The sequence below is a fragment of the Phaeobacter gallaeciensis genome (genome assembly GCF_001678945.1).
Classification (GTDB): Bacteria; Pseudomonadota; Alphaproteobacteria; order Rhodobacterales; family Rhodobacteraceae; genus Phycobacter; species Phycobacter gallaeciensis_A.
The window spans coordinates 1,012,151-1,028,275 of record NZ_CP015124.1 but is presented as its reverse complement, the minus strand read 5'-3'; the positions used below and the strand labels follow the sequence as shown (position 1 = coordinate 1,028,275).

General features: G+C 62.0%; 18 protein-coding genes. All 18 read left to right on the top strand.

Features of this window, described 5'->3' with window-relative positions; all coding sequences use genetic code 11:
• Positions 1-6 precede the first annotated feature (6 nt).
• The 18 genes from JL2886_RS04915 to JL2886_RS04830 all read left to right on the top strand — a co-directional run bounded on the left by JL2886_RS04915 (position 7) and on the right by JL2886_RS04830 (position 15,762).
• A complete protein-coding gene (locus tag JL2886_RS04915) occupies positions 7-366 on the top strand; it encodes a hypothetical protein (protein WP_065270996.1) in 360 nt (119 codons plus the stop codon).
• 12 nt (positions 367-378) lie between these two features.
• Complete coding sequence (locus tag JL2886_RS04910) at positions 379-954, top strand: hypothetical protein (RefSeq protein WP_065270995.1); 576 nt, start codon at positions 379-381, stop codon at positions 952-954.
• Complete coding sequence (locus JL2886_RS04905; RefSeq protein ID WP_065270994.1) at positions 954-1,277, top strand: head-tail adaptor protein; 324 nt, start codon at positions 954-956, stop codon at positions 1,275-1,277. Before JL2886_RS04910 ends, JL2886_RS04905 begins: the two co-directional genes overlap by 1 nt.
• A gap of 173 nt (positions 1,278-1,450) precedes the next feature.
• Positions 1,451-1,930 carry an HK97-gp10 family putative phage morphogenesis protein gene (locus JL2886_RS04900; protein ID WP_065270993.1) on the top strand — a complete coding sequence of 160 codons (480 nt, stop codon included), beginning with the start codon at positions 1,451-1,453 and terminating at the stop codon, positions 1,928-1,930.
• Positions 1,927-2,295, top strand: a complete 369-nt coding sequence (gene gp17, locus JL2886_RS04895; RefSeq protein ID WP_065270992.1) for a tail completion protein gp17 — start codon at positions 1,927-1,929, stop codon at positions 2,293-2,295. The genes JL2886_RS04900 and gp17 overlap by 4 nt, the downstream gene beginning before the upstream one ends.
• Positions 2,296-2,346: 51 nt before the next feature.
• The gene (locus JL2886_RS04890) at positions 2,347-2,796 is read left to right on the top strand and encodes a hypothetical protein (RefSeq protein WP_065270991.1); all 450 of its coding nucleotides are present in this window, start codon (positions 2,347-2,349) and stop codon (positions 2,794-2,796) included.
• On the top strand, positions 2,793-3,164 hold the full coding sequence (locus tag JL2886_RS04885; RefSeq protein ID WP_065270990.1) for a hypothetical protein: 372 nt from the start codon (positions 2,793-2,795) through the stop codon (positions 3,162-3,164). Before JL2886_RS04890 ends, JL2886_RS04885 begins: the two co-directional genes overlap by 4 nt.
• A gap of 98 nt (positions 3,165-3,262) precedes the next feature.
• A complete protein-coding gene (locus JL2886_RS04880) occupies positions 3,263-3,493 on the top strand; it encodes a hypothetical protein (protein ID WP_065270989.1) in 231 nt (76 codons plus the stop codon).
• Between the two features lies 1 nt (position 3,494).
• Positions 3,495-8,279: a hypothetical protein gene (locus JL2886_RS04875; protein WP_065270988.1), complete on the top strand. Its 4,785-nt coding sequence runs from the start codon at positions 3,495-3,497 to the stop codon at positions 8,277-8,279.
• The gene (locus JL2886_RS04870; RefSeq protein ID WP_065270987.1) at positions 8,279-9,184 is read left to right on the top strand and encodes a hypothetical protein; all 906 of its coding nucleotides are present in this window, start codon (positions 8,279-8,281) and stop codon (positions 9,182-9,184) included. Before JL2886_RS04875 ends, JL2886_RS04870 begins: the two co-directional genes overlap by 1 nt.
• 12 nt (positions 9,185-9,196) lie before the next feature.
• Positions 9,197-10,177, top strand: a complete 981-nt coding sequence (locus tag JL2886_RS04865) for a hypothetical protein (protein WP_065270986.1) — start codon at positions 9,197-9,199, stop codon at positions 10,175-10,177.
• Between the two features lie 12 nt (positions 10,178-10,189).
• Positions 10,190-10,531: a hypothetical protein gene (locus tag JL2886_RS04860; protein WP_065270985.1), complete on the top strand. Its 342-nt coding sequence runs from the start codon at positions 10,190-10,192 to the stop codon at positions 10,529-10,531.
• Positions 10,528-10,848 carry a hypothetical protein gene (locus JL2886_RS04855; protein WP_065270984.1) on the top strand — a complete coding sequence of 107 codons (321 nt, stop codon included), beginning with the start codon at positions 10,528-10,530 and terminating at the stop codon, positions 10,846-10,848. The genes JL2886_RS04860 and JL2886_RS04855 overlap by 4 nt, the downstream gene beginning before the upstream one ends.
• A complete protein-coding gene (locus JL2886_RS04850; RefSeq protein ID WP_065270983.1) occupies positions 10,848-11,162 on the top strand; it encodes a phage holin family protein in 315 nt (104 codons plus the stop codon). The genes JL2886_RS04855 and JL2886_RS04850 overlap by 1 nt, the downstream gene beginning before the upstream one ends.
• A gap of 73 nt (positions 11,163-11,235) precedes the next feature.
• Positions 11,236-12,018: a glycoside hydrolase family 19 protein gene (locus tag JL2886_RS19550; protein WP_065270982.1), complete on the top strand. Its 783-nt coding sequence runs from the start codon at positions 11,236-11,238 to the stop codon at positions 12,016-12,018.
• A gap of 44 nt (positions 12,019-12,062) precedes the next feature.
• On the top strand, positions 12,063-12,404 hold the full coding sequence (locus JL2886_RS04840) for a hypothetical protein (RefSeq protein WP_065270981.1): 342 nt from the start codon (positions 12,063-12,065) through the stop codon (positions 12,402-12,404).
• Between the two features lie 181 nt (positions 12,405-12,585).
• On the top strand, positions 12,586-13,392 hold the full coding sequence (locus tag JL2886_RS04835; protein WP_065270980.1) for a DNA adenine methylase: 807 nt from the start codon (positions 12,586-12,588) through the stop codon (positions 13,390-13,392).
• Between the two features lie 378 nt (positions 13,393-13,770).
• Positions 13,771-15,762 (top strand): ATP-binding protein, encoded by a 1,992-nt coding sequence (locus JL2886_RS04830; protein ID WP_133245398.1) that lies wholly within the window; start codon positions 13,771-13,773, stop codon positions 15,760-15,762.
• The last annotated feature ends 363 nt before the right edge of the window (positions 15,763-16,125 follow it).

Below are 16,125 nucleotides of genomic sequence, written 5' to 3'. Positions count from 1 at the left end.
GCTGACATGGCAAAAGAAATCGTGGAATTCCTCAAAACCCATGGCCGCTACGTGAAGGGCGACATTGCCGGGTTCGAACCGGCGGTGATCGCCAACTGGCCGAAGGGCACCTGCATGCCCTATGACCCGGATCGCCCCAAGCCCGCCAAAGGTGAAGCGGCGGATCTGGAGGCTGATGCGCAGGATCTGGCGGTGCGCGCTGCCGAACTGCAGGCCCGCGAGGATGAGCTTGCCGCGCGTGAGGCCGCTTTGATGGAACGCGAAGCCGAGGCCATCACCGCCCCTGCGCAACCCGCAGATCCGGCAGCTGGCGGTGCGGCGGAAAAGACCGCCGGCGCGCCGCCGAAACAGGGCGCCAAGGCGTAAGGGGCCGGGCTGATGCGGGTGATCGAGGCCGGGGAGATCCCGGCAGGTGTGGATCTGGCCGACTTCAAGCGGTCGGTTCACATTGCTGCGGAGGATTTGGACGATGACGGGGCGCTGCAGCTGGCGCTGCAATCGGCGGAAGCCGTTGTCGCCACGGCCACCGGTCGCCCGCTGGCGCCGCGCGCTGTTGAATTTGTCGTGGTGCGCGGGGCCTGGCGGCGCTGGTGGTTCCCGGTTTTGCCGGTGCAGGAGCTGTTGGCGCTGGCGGTGGATGATGGCGCGGGCGGCTGGATCGATCAGCCGCTTGATGGTGCATGGGTTCAGCAGGCCCATGATGAGCCGCAGCTGGTGCTTGGGGCCAGCTGGGCCGGGCACGGGGTGCCGGGCGAATTGCTGCGGGTGCAGGCCCGGGTCGGTGGTGCTGACAACAGTGTGGTGAACCGGTCGCGGCAGGCGATCTTCCTTTTGGCGAAAGAATGGTTTGAGGCCGGGATCTCGATCGAGGGGGAGGAGGCGCCGCGCCTGTCGTTTGGAGTGCGCCTGCTGATGAAACAGGCCCGCTATCAGCGCCCTTGCGAGGTGGCCTGATGGGGCGGCGGCTGGATCGAACGGTGACCTTCCTTGAGGCGGCAACCAGCAAATCCCCCACGGGCAACAAGACCAGGACCGGCTGGAATGAGCTGTTCCCGGTTGCGGCCAGCTATCAGGCGCTGTCGGACGGGGAGCGCTGGCGGGCCGGTGCGGTCGAGCAGAAGGCAGAGGCGCGCTTTACGGTGCGCTACTCAGCGCGGTCTGCGGCGATCCTCGGCGCGAACCGGCTGCGCTTTGAGGGCGCGGATTGGGAAATCACCGGGAGCAAGGAAATCGGGCGGCGCCGGTGGATTGAAATCACCGCCTGGAAGATCCGGTAGCTGGGGGGATTGCGTCCCAAAGCGTGCAGCCCGCGATGTTGCTCAGTAGGGGCGGAGATTATCACGGGCTGCAGCTTAGTAGGGATGTTCCTTACCTAACAATGTTCGAATTGCGTTGAGATTAACGGGTTGAATTTTTTGAGCCTTTTTTTGATGGGGCAAGGATCTCAGACATGTCAGTCAAAATGAAGATCGAAGGTGCCGGTGATATCGAGCGGGCGCTGGGTCAGCTTGCGCGGGGCACGGCCAAGGGCGTGCAGCGGCGGGCGATGAAGAAGGCGCTGCAGCCGGTTGCGACGATGGCCGATGCGTTGTCGCCCTTCACGGTGAAGGTCACCAGCAAGCTGACGGCCCGGCAGGCGCGTGAGGCGCGCGGGGACCGGGGGCGCAGCAAGGTGGTGCTTTATGTGGGGCCGGTGCAGCCGGATGGCAGCGATGCACCACACGGCCACCTTTACGAGTTCGGCACCGGGCCACGGGTGCAGGCTTCGACCGGCAGATTTGTCGGTGCGATGCCCGCGCGGCCCTTCATGCGGCCCGCCTGGGACGCCAACAAGGCCCAAATGCTGGAGACCCTGAAGCGCGAGACCTGGGCCGAGATCGAAAAGACCGTGGAGCGGGCGCGGCGCAAGGCAGCGCGGGCGGGCTCATGATGGAAGCCGATATCTATGCGGCGCTGGAGCCGCTTGGCCATCCGACGCTCTGGGGCGGGTTCGATGATTTTGGCCCCGGGGAGGCGTTCCCGCGTATCACGATCCAGCGGATCAGCAATGCGACGGGGTATTCGCTGAAGAGCCGCGCTGATGTCGAGACCGCGCGCATTCAGGTGAATGTCTACTCGGATGACGCGGATCAGGTTTTTGCGCTCGCACGGCAGGTCTCGCAGACCCTGACAGATTATCGCGGCGGGTCTGTGATCCGCTGCAAAGAGATATCCCGCCGGGATGGGACGACCCCCTCCGGCGGCGATGTGATCCGGCTTCAGATGCTGGACATTCAGGTGCGCTACCGCGCCTGACCTCTGGCCGGGTGACCGGCTCAATCAACAAATGATGGAAGGAAGAAGCCAATGGCAGAGAATGTCATTCCGGGCGATCTCGTTGACATGGAATGGTCCGTCGACGGGGTGGACGGGAACTTTGCGGTGATCAAGGGCTGCAAGACGATCGGGATCCCGGAGGTTGACCAGGAATACCGGGACCGGACCTCGCTGGACAGCCCGGGCCGGTTCAAGGAATGGGGCCTCGGCCTCAAGGATGGCGGGGAGATCACCCTCAACTGCTTTTACTCGACCGAGCTTTACAAGCAGGCCGCAGCCTATAACGCGGCAGGCAAACCGGTGTTCTTCCGGGCGACGCTCCCGCCGGGCGAGGGGCAGAGCACGGGCGATCTCTTTGCCTACAAGGCCTATGTGGTGCCGACGATCCCCACCACCGACCAGGACGGCGATCTGATGACCGATCTCAAGCTGCGCACCACCGGCGCGGTTGACTGGGTAGAAGGGACGGCAGCGGTATGATCAATCACGCGAAGATGAAGGTGGGCAAGACCACCCACAAGCTGAAGTTCTCGACCGCCGCGCTGATGCGGATGGAAGCGGAAAATGACGGCCAGCCCTTTGATGCGCTGGTGGATCATCTGATCACCGGCAAGGGCGGCGCGTCTTTTGTTGTCTCTGTGCTGGCCGCCGTGATGAACGATGGCGCGGGCGGCGAGCGGGACGAGGCCGTTGCCCTGGTCGATGGGGCAGGCGGCGTGCGCAAGGTGTTGACCTCTCTTGGTGAGGCCATCGCGGTTGCCTTCCCTGCAGAGGCAGATCCGGGCGCTGATCCAGATGAGGACGCAGAGGGAAACAGCGAGGGAAACGGGCAGGCCGCAGGGGCGTAGACTGGCAGGCGCTCTATCGGTCGTGGTGCAGGCTGGGTCTGCACCACGATGATTTTGGCGCGGTCACCCTGCGGGAATACGATCAGATCACCCGGGCAGTGATCGATGGCAAGAACGATGAGGTCCAGGCGCGGCGGGTGCTGCAGCAGGAGCTGGCGGTTCTGTTCAGCCATGCGGTCCACAGTCCAAAAACCATCCCCGACTTTACGAAGGCGGGGGCGGAACACTCCGGCAAAACCAAGCGGGACAAGAAGAGCGATGCGCAGGCTGTCGAGCAGCTGCGCGCCTCGCTGATGAGCCTGCACTTCCACAATCAGAGAGGGGCATGAGATGGCCGCGATTATTGGCGCTCTTCGGGGCGTTCTGTCCATGGATTCGGCTGCCTTTGAAAGCGGCGCCAAGCGGGCCCAGTCCACCATGGGCAAAACCGAGCGGCGCATGCTGCGGATGGGCGCCAATATGGAGAAGGCCGGGCGGCGGATGTCGCTGGGCCTGACCCTGCCGCTGGCGGGCGCCGCTGCGGTGGCGGTCAAATCCAGCCTGCAGATGGTGGATGCGCAGGCGAAGATGGCGCAATCCCTCGGCACCACTGTCAAATCCATGCAGGTGCTGGACCGGGCAGCGGATCTGTCTGGCGTGTCGATCGGGGAGGTGCAGCAGGCGACGATCCAGCTGACCAAGCGGCTGAGCCAGGCGGCGGGCGGATCCGGCGCGGCGGCCAAGGCGCTGAAGCGGCTGCATCTGAACGCCTCCGATTTGCAGCGCCTGCCGCTGGATGAGCGTCTGGCCCGGATCCAGGGCGCGCTTGCGGAGTATGTGCCGCAGGCAGAGCGCGCAGCGGTGGCCTCGGATCTCTTCGGCAGCCGGGCCGGTCTGATCTTCACCCGCATTGATGGCGCCACTCTGAAACTCGCCGCAGAGGATGTGGGCCGCTTTGGCGTGGCGATCTCCGAAGTGGATGCGGACCGGCTGGAGACGGCCAATGATGCGATGTCGCGGATGGGGCTCGCCGGGCGTGGTCTGGCCAACCAGCTGACCATCGCGCTGGTGCCTGCGATGCAGACGGTGAGCGATGGCGCGGCTTCGGTGGCGGAATGGTTCAACGGCCTGGGCGAGGGCACCAAGCGGGTGATTGCGCTTGGCACAGCAGGCGCGGCTGCGCTGGGGCCACTGGCGGTGGGTCTGGGCCTGACCCTCAAGCTGACCGCGCCGCTCGGTGTGGCGATGGCGGGGATGCTCTCCACCGTGGCGCTGGCGCCAGTGCGGTTCCTTGCGGCTGCAAAGTCCACGGTGGCGCTGGAGATGGCGCTCGGGGCCACCACGACAAGGGCGGCGCTAGGCAGTGTTGCCATCAAGGGCCTGTCGCGGGGGCTGGTGCTGTTGCGCGGTGCGGTGATCACCACCGGGATCGGCGCGCTGGTTGTGGGCGCCGGGTACCTGGCGATGAAGTTCCACCAGCTGGTCACCGCGACCGGTGGCTGGGGCATGGCGCTACAGGCGCTTGGCGATCTCGCCTCGGGCGTCTGGCTGGGGATCAAGACCAGTGCCAGATCGATCGGCCCGGCGCTTGGCGCGGTTTGGGAGGCCGTCAAGGCAGGCTTTCTGCGCATGATGGGCACGATCTCGGAAAACTGGTCTGCCTTCCTGTCGGGGCTTGCGGTTCGGGTGAAGAACATCCCGGGCATGTCGGGCGCCTTTGATGCGCTGAATGAAGCCTCTGGCCGGGCCTTTGAGGGCGTTGCAAGGTACGACGCGCTGGCGGTGCGGGCTGCAAACAGCAGCGCGGCGCTGAAGAAAGAGGCCAAGGGGCTGATGCGCGAGGGTTGGGCTAAGGCCACGGCTGCGCTCAAGACCCTGACGCTGCAGATGGATAGCGCCAATGCGGAACTGGATGCGGGCGACGACAGCGCCGATGCGTTGAAGAACAGCCTCGAGGATCTGAACGATACGCTGGATGACGGATCGGGCGGTGGCACCAAGGGCAAGCTGGATAAGACGAAGAAAAAGGCAAAGGACCTGTCCGCGGAGCTGAACGGGCCGCTGTCCTCTGCGGTGGATGGCGTTGCGCGCTCCTTCGGGGACTGGGTGGCGAATGGCCTGCGGGATTTTGAGGGTCTCTGGGACGGGATCAAACAGGCGGCAAAACGTGGGCTTGCGGATCTGGCGTCCTCCTTTGCGCAGAACACGCTGAAGGTGGCGCTGGGGCTGTCGGTGACGGGATCCGGCAGCGCGGCCAGCGCAGGCACTGCCGTGCTGGGCGGTGGCGGCGGTGGCGTGAACCCGCTGGGGATCTTGAGCAATGTCGGCGGTCTCGTTGGCGGGGGCGGTATTGCCGCCGGGATCGGATCCGGCCTCGGCGGTGTTCTGACAGGCGGTGGCCTTGGCTCCAGCTTTGCCAACCTCGGCGGGCTGGCCAGCGGCGCCTCCAGTGGCTGGGGCGCGCTTGGCGCGGCTCTGCCCGCAGCGGGTCTTGTGCTTGGCGGCATTGCGCTCCTCGCCAAGGGTCTCAGCCGCAAATACGCTGGCTCGGGGATCCGGGGGCGCTTTGGCGCCGATGGCTTTGAAGGCTCCTCGATCGACTTCTACAAGGGCGGGTTCCTGCGCTCCAACCGCACCGATTACAAACCGCTGGAGGCAGACTTCGAGGCGGCACTGGATCAGAGCGTCACCGGGCTGACCGATGGCGTCAAGGATATGGCGGCCTCGCTGAACCTTGGCACCAAGGCGCTGGAGGGCTTTACCAGTGAAGGCTTCACGCTCTGGACCAATGGCAAGAGCCAGGAAAAGATCCAGGAGGAACTGCAGGCGCGCATTGAAGAGACCGGCGCGGAAATGGCCGAGCTGGTCCTGGGCACGGATCGCTTCAGCCGCGCCGGGGAAACCGCGCTTGATACGCTGGGGCGCCTGTCGGGCAGCCTCACTGCAGTCAACGATGCGGCGGATCTCCTCGGCCATGGTCTCTTTGATGTCTCGCTGAAGGGCGGCGATGCGGCCTCCAATCTGGTTGATCTCTTTGGCGGCGCCGAGGCCATGGCGGGATCTGTCTCGGCCTACTTCGGGGCTTTCTACTCCGAAGGCGAGCGCACGGAGGTGATCCTGCGGCGTTTGCGCGAAGAGTTCGGGGAGCTGGGCGTGGCCATGCCCGCAAGCCGGGACGGCTTCCGCGAGCTGGTGGAGGGGATCGATACCACCACGGAACACGGGCGCGAGCTTTATGCAGGCCTTCTGCAGATGTCCGGCGCCATGGCCGAGGTGCTGCCGCAGGTCAGCGCCTATTCCGCCGAGCTGGCGGGCATGGTGGGGGAGATCGGCGGCGAACTTGGCGCGCAGATCGATGCGGCCCGCGCCCGGGTCTCGGAAGAACGCGCCACGGCGGAAAGCTGGCGCCGTGCGGGCAGCGGATTGCGCGACCTGGTGGATGGTCTGATCACCGGCGATCTGACCGGCGCAAGCGCGGCGCAGGCAGAGGCGGCGCAGCGGGCGCGGCTTGATGCAGCGCTGGCAGCGGTGCGCGGCGGGGATCTCTCGGCAACGGAAAGCCTGCCGGAGCTGGCCCGCGCCTATCTGCAATCGGCCCGGGCCGGTGCAGGATCTGCGCTGGAATACCGGCGCATCGCGGCAGAGGTGCAGGGTCAGCTGCGGTTTGCGGCTGGGGTGGCGGATCTGGAAAGCGGCAATGATGAGGTTCTGGCCGGTCTTTATGAGCAGCAGATCGAGGTTCTGACCTCGCTTGGCAGCTTCCTGCAGCTTGAAGGGCTGACCGGCGATCAGATCGCGGATCTGAGCCAGGGCGTGCAGGATCTGGCAGCGGATTGGGACGGCACCGTCAGCGCATTTGAAACCTCCCTCGGGGCGCTGGAGGATGCCATCAGCCAGGCCGAGGCCTTCAGCTATGACGACCTGGTCGGCGCGCTGGATGTGGCGGTCACGCTGGCCGATGATGCGCCGCGCTGGCTACGCCGGATGGTAGAGCAGGCGGACAGCGGGATCCGCACCACGCTGGACTTCATCATCCGCCGCGATGATCTGACGGCGGCGGATCGCTGGATTGCCACCCATGCTCTCTCGCAGCATGTAGCCAGCCTTGACCTGGTGCTGCGCGAGGATCTGGACCGGCAGACCCGGAAGCTTGTTCTGACCAATACCGAAGAGCTGCGCCGCAAGCTGATGCTGCAGCTGGGCCGGGATCTGGATCCGGGCACCCGCGCCATGGTGCTGACCCGTAGCGCCAACCTGTCGCGCCGGGTGAACGTGGCGCTGACCCGGGAGGGCGGCGATACCGTGGAGCGGCTGACCCGCCTGCAGGATCTGATCGGGGCGCGGGGGCAGGCCGGGCGGATCAGCTTTGGCGGCGCGGTGCGCCTGACGGCGGATACCGTCTTCAGCGATCTGACCTCGGCCACCGGGGATCTGCTGCAGCCGATGGAAAACCTGCGCGCCATGCTGGGGGATCTGCGCGCGGCGGTGCGGCTGGACACGGCAGAGCGGCTGGCGCAGTCCAAGGTTGCCTCCCTGCAGATCCGCGGCGCCGGGCTGGCGGATCGCACAGAGGTCAAACGGGCAGGGGGCGCCGAGCTGATCGGCCAGATCGAGGATCTGCAGGCCTCCACGGGGATCAAGCTGCTGCGGGGGACAGGCGAGGACGCCATCCTGCGCCAGCGGGAGGATGGCACCATTGCCTATCGCGCGGATTACACCAGCGGCGGCGCGGGGCTGGCGGCCTTCAATGCGGCCTTCCAGGGCGCGGACGGTCTGGAAGCCAAGATCGCGGCCTATAATGAGCGGATCAGCGGCAGGAACGACCGGCTGGAACGCCTGCGGGCGCAGATCCGGGGGCTGGGCGGCATTCCTCAGTTTGCCGCGGGCGGTGCCCATGCGGGCGGCTTGCGCATCGTCGGGGAACGCGGCTGGGAGATCGAACGCACTGGCGCCTCCCGCATTCATAGCCATGCGGAGTCGGTGGCGATGCTGGATAACCGCTTCGTGGTGCAGAGCGTCAACGCCCTGGCCAAACAGGTTGGGGTGCAGGGGCAGAGCATGGAGCTGTTTGTGCGCAAGATCGCGCAGTTCCTGGAGGACTGGGATGAAGCCGGGCAGCCGGAGGTGCGGGTCTGATGGACTTCAACATCATCGCGCCGATGGCGGTCACCGATGTCGAGCTGACCGCCTCCAATATCCCCGAGGATGATCACCCGGAATGGGCGGCGGGCACCAATTACGCCAAGGGCGATCTGGTGATCTCGCTCACCTCGCACCGGATCTACCAGAGCATGCAGGATGGCAACCTGGGCAATGATCCTCTGACCGATGATGGCAGCTGGTGGTTCGATCTTCGGGCCACCAACCGCTGGTCTGCCTTTGATCAGCGGCGCTCCAACACGGCCTCTCATCCGGACCAGATCACCTACTCGATCACCCCGACGCAGGATTGCGATGCCATCGCGCTCTTCGGCCTTACCGCCGGGTCGGTGCGGATCGAGGTCTGGGATGGTCCAAGCCGGATCTATGATCAGACCTTCGTGATGGTCGACACCGGCCATGTGGTCAGCGTCTACACCTGGTTCTTCGGCGGCATTGTCTACACCCGCCAGAAGGTTTTGAACGGCTTTCCCGGCTACATCGGCCACCGCATCGACATCACCATCGCGGCGGTCGGGGCCACGGCGAAGGTTGGCCACATCGTTCTCGGCCGGAACCATCTGCTGGGGCAGGTGATGAACCTGCCGCGCATCTCCTTCGTCAGTCACAGCCGCAAGGGCTATGATGATTTTGGCGATGAGATCCTGGTGAAGCGCGGCTCCACCCGCAAGATCGAGGTGGCCTTGCTGGTGCCGACGATCCAGGCGCCGCGCGTGATGGACATCATGGCCGAGATCGATGGTCTTGCGACGGCCTTTTATGCCTCGGGCACGGGGCCAACTTACGGGATCGAGGGGTTGGGGTTCCTCGATGATCACGGCCAGCCGCTGGATGTGGCGGGCGAAAGCACATTCCCCCTGATCATGAAAACACTGAAATAGGACACGAGAGCCATGAGCTATCCGGAGTTCTCCGACTTCCCGCCGATCCCGCAGCGATCGGCGGCGGAGGCGGATTTTGACACCAAGATGTCAGCGCTGTTCCAGCACTTTGCCACCACCCACCGGGCGGAGCTGATCGCGCTGATCGACTTTTTGAAGACGGGCAGCACCATCATTGGCGGGGCGCTGAATGCCACCACCGTGGGGCTGGATACCCCCGCAGCGGGGAAGTTTACCGGGCTGGAGGCAGATAGCCTCGGCGGGGCGGCGGTGCAGGGTAACGCGACGGACGCCGCCGCTGGCAAGCTTTTGAAGGTCGGCGCCTTCGGTCTTGGCGGAGAAGCAATTTCCCCGAGCGCGGGCATCAGTATAGACGACAGCTCGCTGCCGAACGGCACCTACCGGTATGATACTGCAACCACGCCCGGAACAGTTCCGGCAGGTGTTGATGGTATCTGGATTCATGTGCAGCTAGAGGGCGGATTGCGCGCTCACCAGATTGCAATGGAGCAATCAAGCAACTCCATTTTTATCCGCTATTGGAGCGGCTCAAGTTGGTCTTCCTGGCAGAAGTTTTTCCACCAGAACAGCATCCTCGGCACCGTGTCCCAATCCGGAGGCGTTCCGACCGGCGCAATCATCGAGCGCGGCAGCAACGCGAATGGCGAATATGTGCGCTTTGCGGACGGGACGCAGATCTGCTGGGGCGAGATCAATGCCGGTTCTATCCTCTCGGTTGGTGTCGGAACGTTTGCTGAGCCATACTCGACAGCGACATTTGCCTGGACCTTTCCTGCGTCCTTCATTGATCTTCCCAACTTCTCTGGATCTGCGCTGGCGGGGACCGGGAGCGTTTACGACCGTGCGCTGGATGTCCATGCCACTTCCGTAAATGTTACGGGTGCCTCCACGATCAACGTCATTCGAAAAACCGGTTCGGCTGCCGACGTGTCTCCGGTGGCGCACCTGCGTGCCATTGGTCGCTGGTTCTGAAGGAGAGTCCTTATGCAAATTACCTGCACCTGCATCGCTGGTCTGCCTGGCCAACCTGAAACCACCGCTAGCGTCAATGGCGACACGATCACCGTGGATGGCGTGGCCTATGACCTGTCTGCAATCCCTGAAGGTGGCTTTGCCGAACCAGGAGGTGAGCATCCCTTCGCGGGCCGGATCGCCCGCATCGGGGGCGAGCTGCACCTGTCGCTGCGCTGGATCTATGACACGGGTACGGCAGAGCCGATCCAGCCCGCCGCCGCGCCCGTCCTGACTGTCATCGACGGGGCCGTGCCCGATCCCATCATCCGTAAACCTGCACCGCAGCCAGAACCCCAGGAGGAACTGGCATGACCTTTGCCATGACCATCACCACCGCCGCAGAGAAAGCCGAACAGGATCTGGCGCTGTCCATGGGAGAGGCCAAGGCCGAGTGCCGCCGCCGGATCCTTGCAGTCGTTAATGAGACCGCGCAGATCAATCTGGCCGCGGCCGCAGCTGCGGATCAACTCACCCCTGAACAGCACAGCGCCTATGTGGCCGGCCTCACCTGGATCATGCAGATGCGCTTGGCCTGGCCCGCTGTGGCCGCCTCCGGCGCGGATCTCGCCGATGATGCAAACTGGCCCGCCGTGCCTGCGGGCGCTGCCGAGCTGGCGGGGGACTTCTGATGGATGAAACCGGCCTGGTGGACTGGCTGTCCAATCTGATCGGCGGCGCGGCAACAACGCTGGTGGGCGCTTCCTTGGGGCGCCTGATGTGGCATTCCGGCGAGGTGCGCAAAGGGCAGCGGCGCTTCTTCGGCCCGGAACTTCTCTGGGAAATCCCTGTAGCCTTTGGGATGGCCATCATCGGTGAGGCGATCGCCAGCTACCTTGGCGCCAGCGCCACGGTCAGCACAGGCATCGTAGCACTGGCCGCCTACATCGGCCCGCGCGGCGCTGAGGTGCTGCTGGCCAAATGGCTGACCCGCGCCAAACCCTGACCTGATCCCCCGAACCCTGAAACCGCCCCGCCAAGGATGCCCTTGCGCGGGGCTTTTGCATTGGAGGCTTTCCATGCCTGACATTCTCACCTTTGAAACCCTGCAGAGGATCACCGGCCCGATCGCGCCGGGCAGCAACCAGGCGCGCAATGCGCAGTCCTTCCTGCTGGCGTTGAACCGGCACGGATACGATCTGGGCCTGAACCAACCGCACCGGCTGGCCTACCTGCTGGGGCAGGTGCTGCTGGAATGCGGCGCCTTCCGCTATGACCGGGAAATCTGGGGGCCGACGCCTGCGCAGGCGCGCTATGACACTCGCACGGATCTCGGCAACACGCCGGAACGTGATGGCGATGGCTACCGGTTCCGGGGGCGCACCGGAATGCAGATCACCGGGCGCGCCAATTACCGCGCCTTTACCGCCTGGGTGCGCCGCCTCGATCCCACCGCGCCAGATTTTGAGGCGGATCCGGATGCGGTGAACCTCGATCCCTGGGAGGGGCTGGGGCCGCTCTGGTACTGGTCCGAACGCGGCCTGAACCCGTTGGCCGACCGGGGGGATGTCCGGGCCGTCACCCGCCGGATCAATGGCGGATACAATCATCTCTCTGAACGCAAGCGCTGGACCCTGTGCGCGCAGCTGGTGCTGCTGGAATATGGCACCACGGATCTGCGCGCCTTCCAGCGCGCTGCCAGTCTGGTGGTGGATGGCATTCCCGGCCCGAAATCCCATGCGGCCCTGCATGCAACTCTGCTGGCCTTGCCGCCGGTCAATCCCGAGAAACCCAAACCCAAAATCGAAACCACCGGGATCCGCGCCTTCCTTGCGCAGTTCCTGCCCTGGCTGGCGGACTAATCCGCCGACAGTTTCTTTCCCACTCCAAAACAGAGGACAAACCCATGAACTGGAATGACATTCTGCAACAGCTTCAGCCCGCGCTGATCAGTGGCCTGAGCTTACTCCTTACCGTTATGATCGGCGGCGCTGCGCAGGTGGCCAAACAACGCTTTGGCCTTGAGATCGAGGCCCGCCACCGCGAGGCCCTGCACAGCGCCCTGATGAGCGGCGCCCGCGCCGCGATCGAGGACGGACCCGGCGCCGGAAAGGATGTGCTGGTCGAGCAGGCCGTCACCTATGCCCGAGAGTCCGTGCCCGACGCGATCGCGCGGCTGCGGCCCAGTGAGGCGGTCTTGCGCCGCCTGGTGATGGGCAAGCTGAAGGAGATCGGGGCAGGGCGCTAAGGCCTGCTCCCCGATATAGATATGGATCCTTCCGCCCGTCGGGCGGGGGGATCGGGTGCTGTAACACCCTTTCCCACGCAGCCATCCGTTCAAAGAGGCTGCGCCGACATACCCTACAGAAGATGTCGCCCGACTCTCGCGAGAGTGGGCGCTACATATTCTGGAATCACAAATGATAACAATGACAAAGGTGCGGCCTGCCGCGCCCGTAGCCCCTTGGCTTGGTGGCAAGAAAGCCCTGAGCGCAAAGATCATCGAGCGGATCGAATCCGTCGAGCACACCACCTATGCAGAGCCGTTTGTCGGCATGGGCGGTGTCTTCCTGCGGCGCAGCTGGCGCCCGCAATGCGAGGTCGCAAACGACTTCAATGGTGAAATCACCAACCTGTTCCGGATCCTGCAACAGCACCTTCCGCAGCTCTTGCAGGTGATGCGCTATCAGATCGCCTCCCGCCGGGAGTTCGAACGCCTGCGCAAGACAGATCCTTCAACCCTGACCGACCTGCAGCGCGCGGCCCGGTTCCTCTACCTTCAGCGGCAGGCCTTCGGCGGCAAGCCGGGCGGCGTTTTTGGCGTGGCTGCCGACCGTCCGGCCCGCTTCAGCTTGTCTCGCCTGGAGCCGATTCTGGATGCCGCCCACGAGCGGCTGGAAAGCGTCATCTTCGAAAACCTGGACTGGTCCGATCTGATCGCCCGCTATGATGGTGCGCAGACCTTGTTCTACCTCGATCCGCCTTACTGGGGAGGGGAGAGCGACTACGGCAAAGGCATGTTCGAGCGTGATCACTTCCAGGCGATGGCCGATCAGCTGGCCGGGATCCGCGGCAAGTTCATCCTGTCGATCAACGACCGGCCGGAGGTCCGCGAGATCTTCGCGGCCTTCCGGTTTGAAGAGGTGGCGCTGAAATACACCGTCTCCTCAGGTGGGGCGACGGATGCGGCCGAGTTGATCATCTCGAACTTCGAGCCGCGTGTCGGGCTGTTTTGAGGTGGTGAAGTCATGGCCTCGTCCCCTGTGGGGCGGGGTCATGTGGTTTTGACCGGTTTGCGCAGATAGCGACATTTGCAAAGTCAGACCGTTCTCCCAAAGCGGCCATTCCGCAGACCTTTCAATTCAGCCGCCGGAGCCCCTAGCTGCCGTTCCCAACTTGAATGGACGCTACATCTCAGGAAGCTAAAAGTGTACTCGAGCCCCACTTAAGTGAACAGCATTCAGTTTTGAGGCATTTCTTCAGAGTACATATAGGCCAAAACGTTCCCTCTTCAGGTTGAGCTTCCGTGAAGAACGGTCAAGCCGCGTTTCTAATTGCCTTCAGCTCATAGGCATGTATTTTGAATACTATACGACCCTAAGATGAGGCCAATTATGGCGCCCCCCCCAAAAACCACATCTGAGCAAAATCTAGATGCAAAACTTGAAGATTTGTTGTCCAGTTTTCTGACTTCGGCCTCTGACTTGTTTAGGCAGAATCACTACTACATCCGGGAATTTGAAGGCGGTAAGTACGCGTGTGCCTATTTGACACCGTCTCGTCGGCTACGGCAGACAATGGCGATTGATCGCGAAGTGTTAATTATTGCAACCACCTTTGCCGACCATCAGCAAAGAACAATTAAGTTCGTCCAGTCCGAGATTGCAACCTCAAACGGGCGCCTTGAACCTACTCTTGCCCTAGCAGTGCATCTTGATCCAAACGGAAACTCTAAACTCAAAAACTGGGGACGGGAGTTGGGAATTTCCATCTTGCCGATAGATGCCAGGAATGGGTTTGGGGAGGCGCGTGACATTGAAAGAAATCTCGCTCATCAGATTTTTTCTCACGACCCATTCGACGTAACTGGACCAGTATCTGGCGACAACAACTTTTTTGGGCGCCGAGATGAAGCCATTGATTTGGCGAGGAAGTTGCAAACGGGACAGATTCGCTCTTGTCTTGGGATCCGAAAGGTTGGCAAGACATCCATTATTAACCGTGTGCTTAAAGAGATACCTAGCAGCTTCGACTGCTCTACGGTTATGATAGACTGCTCGAAGGATGACGTTTTCGACTTGAAGGCCTGCGAACTACTTTCTTCAATTTCCGAAACATTGCGATCCATGCAGCTTTCCAGCTCAAGCTATGCCAACATCAACGCGGAAACTCGAAACATATCTCTGCCCGAAGCCAGAAAGAATCTAGAGGAGGTTGTACTTAAGGCTCAAAACACTATTCTTCTCGTTTTTGATGAGGTCGATTATATTACCCCGGGCAGCCCCACCGCAAAGCATTGGGAAAGTGAGTTCAACAAATTTTGGCGAAACCTTCGGGTAATTTACCAAGAATGTGAAAGGCAGAATAAATTCTTTTCTCTATTGGTGGGCGGAGTCTCCACTCATTGGTTCAAAGTTGACGAAATCAATAAAATTGAGAATGCCGCGTTGTCTTTTATTCCTGAAGAGTTTCTGAGTCCTATGCCGAAGGGAGCAACTGTCGCTATGTTGCGCAGGCTTGGAAAGGTCGCTGGTATTAGCTTTTCCGAAGCGGCTGCTGACTGGATAGCAGAAGAAACCGGAAACATGCCCTATTGGGCAAGAAAATGCTGCTCCTATATACACCGTCAAATCCCGGTGTCCGACAGACCAACGTCCTTGGATCGCTTGGACATTGAACCTCTCGTTGATCAATTCGTAAGAAATGAAGGCTGTCAAATTGCAGAAGTTGCGGTCAGCCATCTATTTCGGGTGCACCCAAAGATGAGAGGTGCCAGTGAGCTTATCTTGAAGGAACAACCGGAAGATATACCAGAAGCTGTCCGCAGAACACTCAGGAAGTATGGAGTGATCAACGGCGACGGTTTATTCTCTGGAAGTATGTTTAAGAGTGCGGTCAGCTCAGTTCTCGAACTCTCAGAGGATGGGGAGAGTGCTCTATTGCCCAGGCAAGCAGCACCTGCGGACTCTCTATCAGAATGGGCAGAGGAGCTCGCTGCACTTGGGCAAAGACGCAACCTTATAGAACGAAAGCTCCGGGGGATTGCGCTGAACTTCCTACGAATGAATGCCATACAAAACAAAAAGCTGGAGGGGCTTTCAGATGTAATTTTGAAATCGATGGCGCCTGGGCGCAGAAAGATTTTAACTGGGTACCCTCTTGATAGTCTTTTTCAGAAAATAATGTGGCTCGAACTAATGGAACTAATTTCCAAGAACTGGCCCCTGTTTGAGATTATTTTCGGAGATAAGAAAGAGTTTGAGTCGAATGCTGGACTAATAAATGACCGTCCAGACGCCCATGCAAAGGAATGGGATACTGCCGACTTTGCTCTTTACCGGCGATCCTTGGTCTGGTTCGAAGATCGGGTTGCCAAGTTGCAATGATGTTTCCAGAGTTTCTAGCAAACCGCGTGGCGAACCAGCTTTCCGACTAGTTCCACAACGACACGGGAAAGATAGCGTAAGTTTCGCTGCTTTCCCGCTTTGCGGATTTTAGCGGGCCGTTAAGCTGCGCGCCGAAACTTGGCCTCTGGATTGGTTACACCTGCGGCGAATGCTCGAATTGTCCTAGTCCGTGCTACTTCGTCGGCACCAACGAAGAATGTCGGCTTTCCTAATTTTCCTGGATCAAGGCCATGTCCGCTTTGGGCTGAGAGCGGACATATATTGCACTTATTGGAACTGGCGGCAAATACTGAGCGCTCAGAACAATCAGAAGCGCGCCCAAAGCCCTTGCGGGGAAAAGCG

What these genes read in the sequence shown, in the direction of transcription:
- JL2886_RS04830 (WP_133245398.1), top strand. Translation starts at nt 13,771, where the DNA reads ATGGCGCCCCCCCCAAAAACCACATCTGAGCAAAATCTAGATGCAAAA.
- JL2886_RS04905 (WP_065270994.1), top strand. Translation starts at nt 954, where the DNA reads ATGGGGCGGCGGCTGGATCGAACGGTGACCTTCCTTGAGGCGGCAACC.
- gp17 (WP_065270992.1), top strand. Translation starts at nt 1,927, where the DNA reads ATGATGGAAGCCGATATCTATGCGGCGCTGGAGCCGCTTGGCCATCCG.
- JL2886_RS04840 (WP_065270981.1), top strand. Translation starts at nt 12,063, where the DNA reads ATGAACTGGAATGACATTCTGCAACAGCTTCAGCCCGCGCTGATCAGT.
- JL2886_RS04885 (WP_065270990.1), top strand. Translation starts at nt 2,793, where the DNA reads ATGATCAATCACGCGAAGATGAAGGTGGGCAAGACCACCCACAAGCTG.
- JL2886_RS04870 (WP_065270987.1), top strand. Translation starts at nt 8,279, where the DNA reads ATGGACTTCAACATCATCGCGCCGATGGCGGTCACCGATGTCGAGCTG.
- JL2886_RS04850 (WP_065270983.1), top strand. Translation starts at nt 10,848, where the DNA reads ATGGATGAAACCGGCCTGGTGGACTGGCTGTCCAATCTGATCGGCGGC.
- JL2886_RS04875 (WP_065270988.1), top strand. Translation starts at nt 3,495, where the DNA reads ATGGCCGCGATTATTGGCGCTCTTCGGGGCGTTCTGTCCATGGATTCG.
- JL2886_RS04860 (WP_065270985.1), top strand. Translation starts at nt 10,190, where the DNA reads ATGCAAATTACCTGCACCTGCATCGCTGGTCTGCCTGGCCAACCTGAA.
- JL2886_RS04910 (WP_065270995.1), top strand. Translation starts at nt 379, where the DNA reads ATGCGGGTGATCGAGGCCGGGGAGATCCCGGCAGGTGTGGATCTGGCC.
- JL2886_RS04855 (WP_065270984.1), top strand. Translation starts at nt 10,528, where the DNA reads ATGACCTTTGCCATGACCATCACCACCGCCGCAGAGAAAGCCGAACAG.
- JL2886_RS04915 (WP_065270996.1), top strand. Translation starts at nt 7, where the DNA reads ATGGCAAAAGAAATCGTGGAATTCCTCAAAACCCATGGCCGCTACGTG.
- JL2886_RS19550 (WP_065270982.1), top strand. Translation starts at nt 11,236, where the DNA reads ATGCCTGACATTCTCACCTTTGAAACCCTGCAGAGGATCACCGGCCCG.
- JL2886_RS04865 (WP_065270986.1), top strand. Translation starts at nt 9,197, where the DNA reads ATGAGCTATCCGGAGTTCTCCGACTTCCCGCCGATCCCGCAGCGATCG.
- JL2886_RS04835 (WP_065270980.1), top strand. Translation starts at nt 12,586, where the DNA reads ATGACAAAGGTGCGGCCTGCCGCGCCCGTAGCCCCTTGGCTTGGTGGC.
- JL2886_RS04890 (WP_065270991.1), top strand. Translation starts at nt 2,347, where the DNA reads ATGGCAGAGAATGTCATTCCGGGCGATCTCGTTGACATGGAATGGTCC.
- JL2886_RS04900 (WP_065270993.1), top strand. Translation starts at nt 1,451, where the DNA reads ATGTCAGTCAAAATGAAGATCGAAGGTGCCGGTGATATCGAGCGGGCG.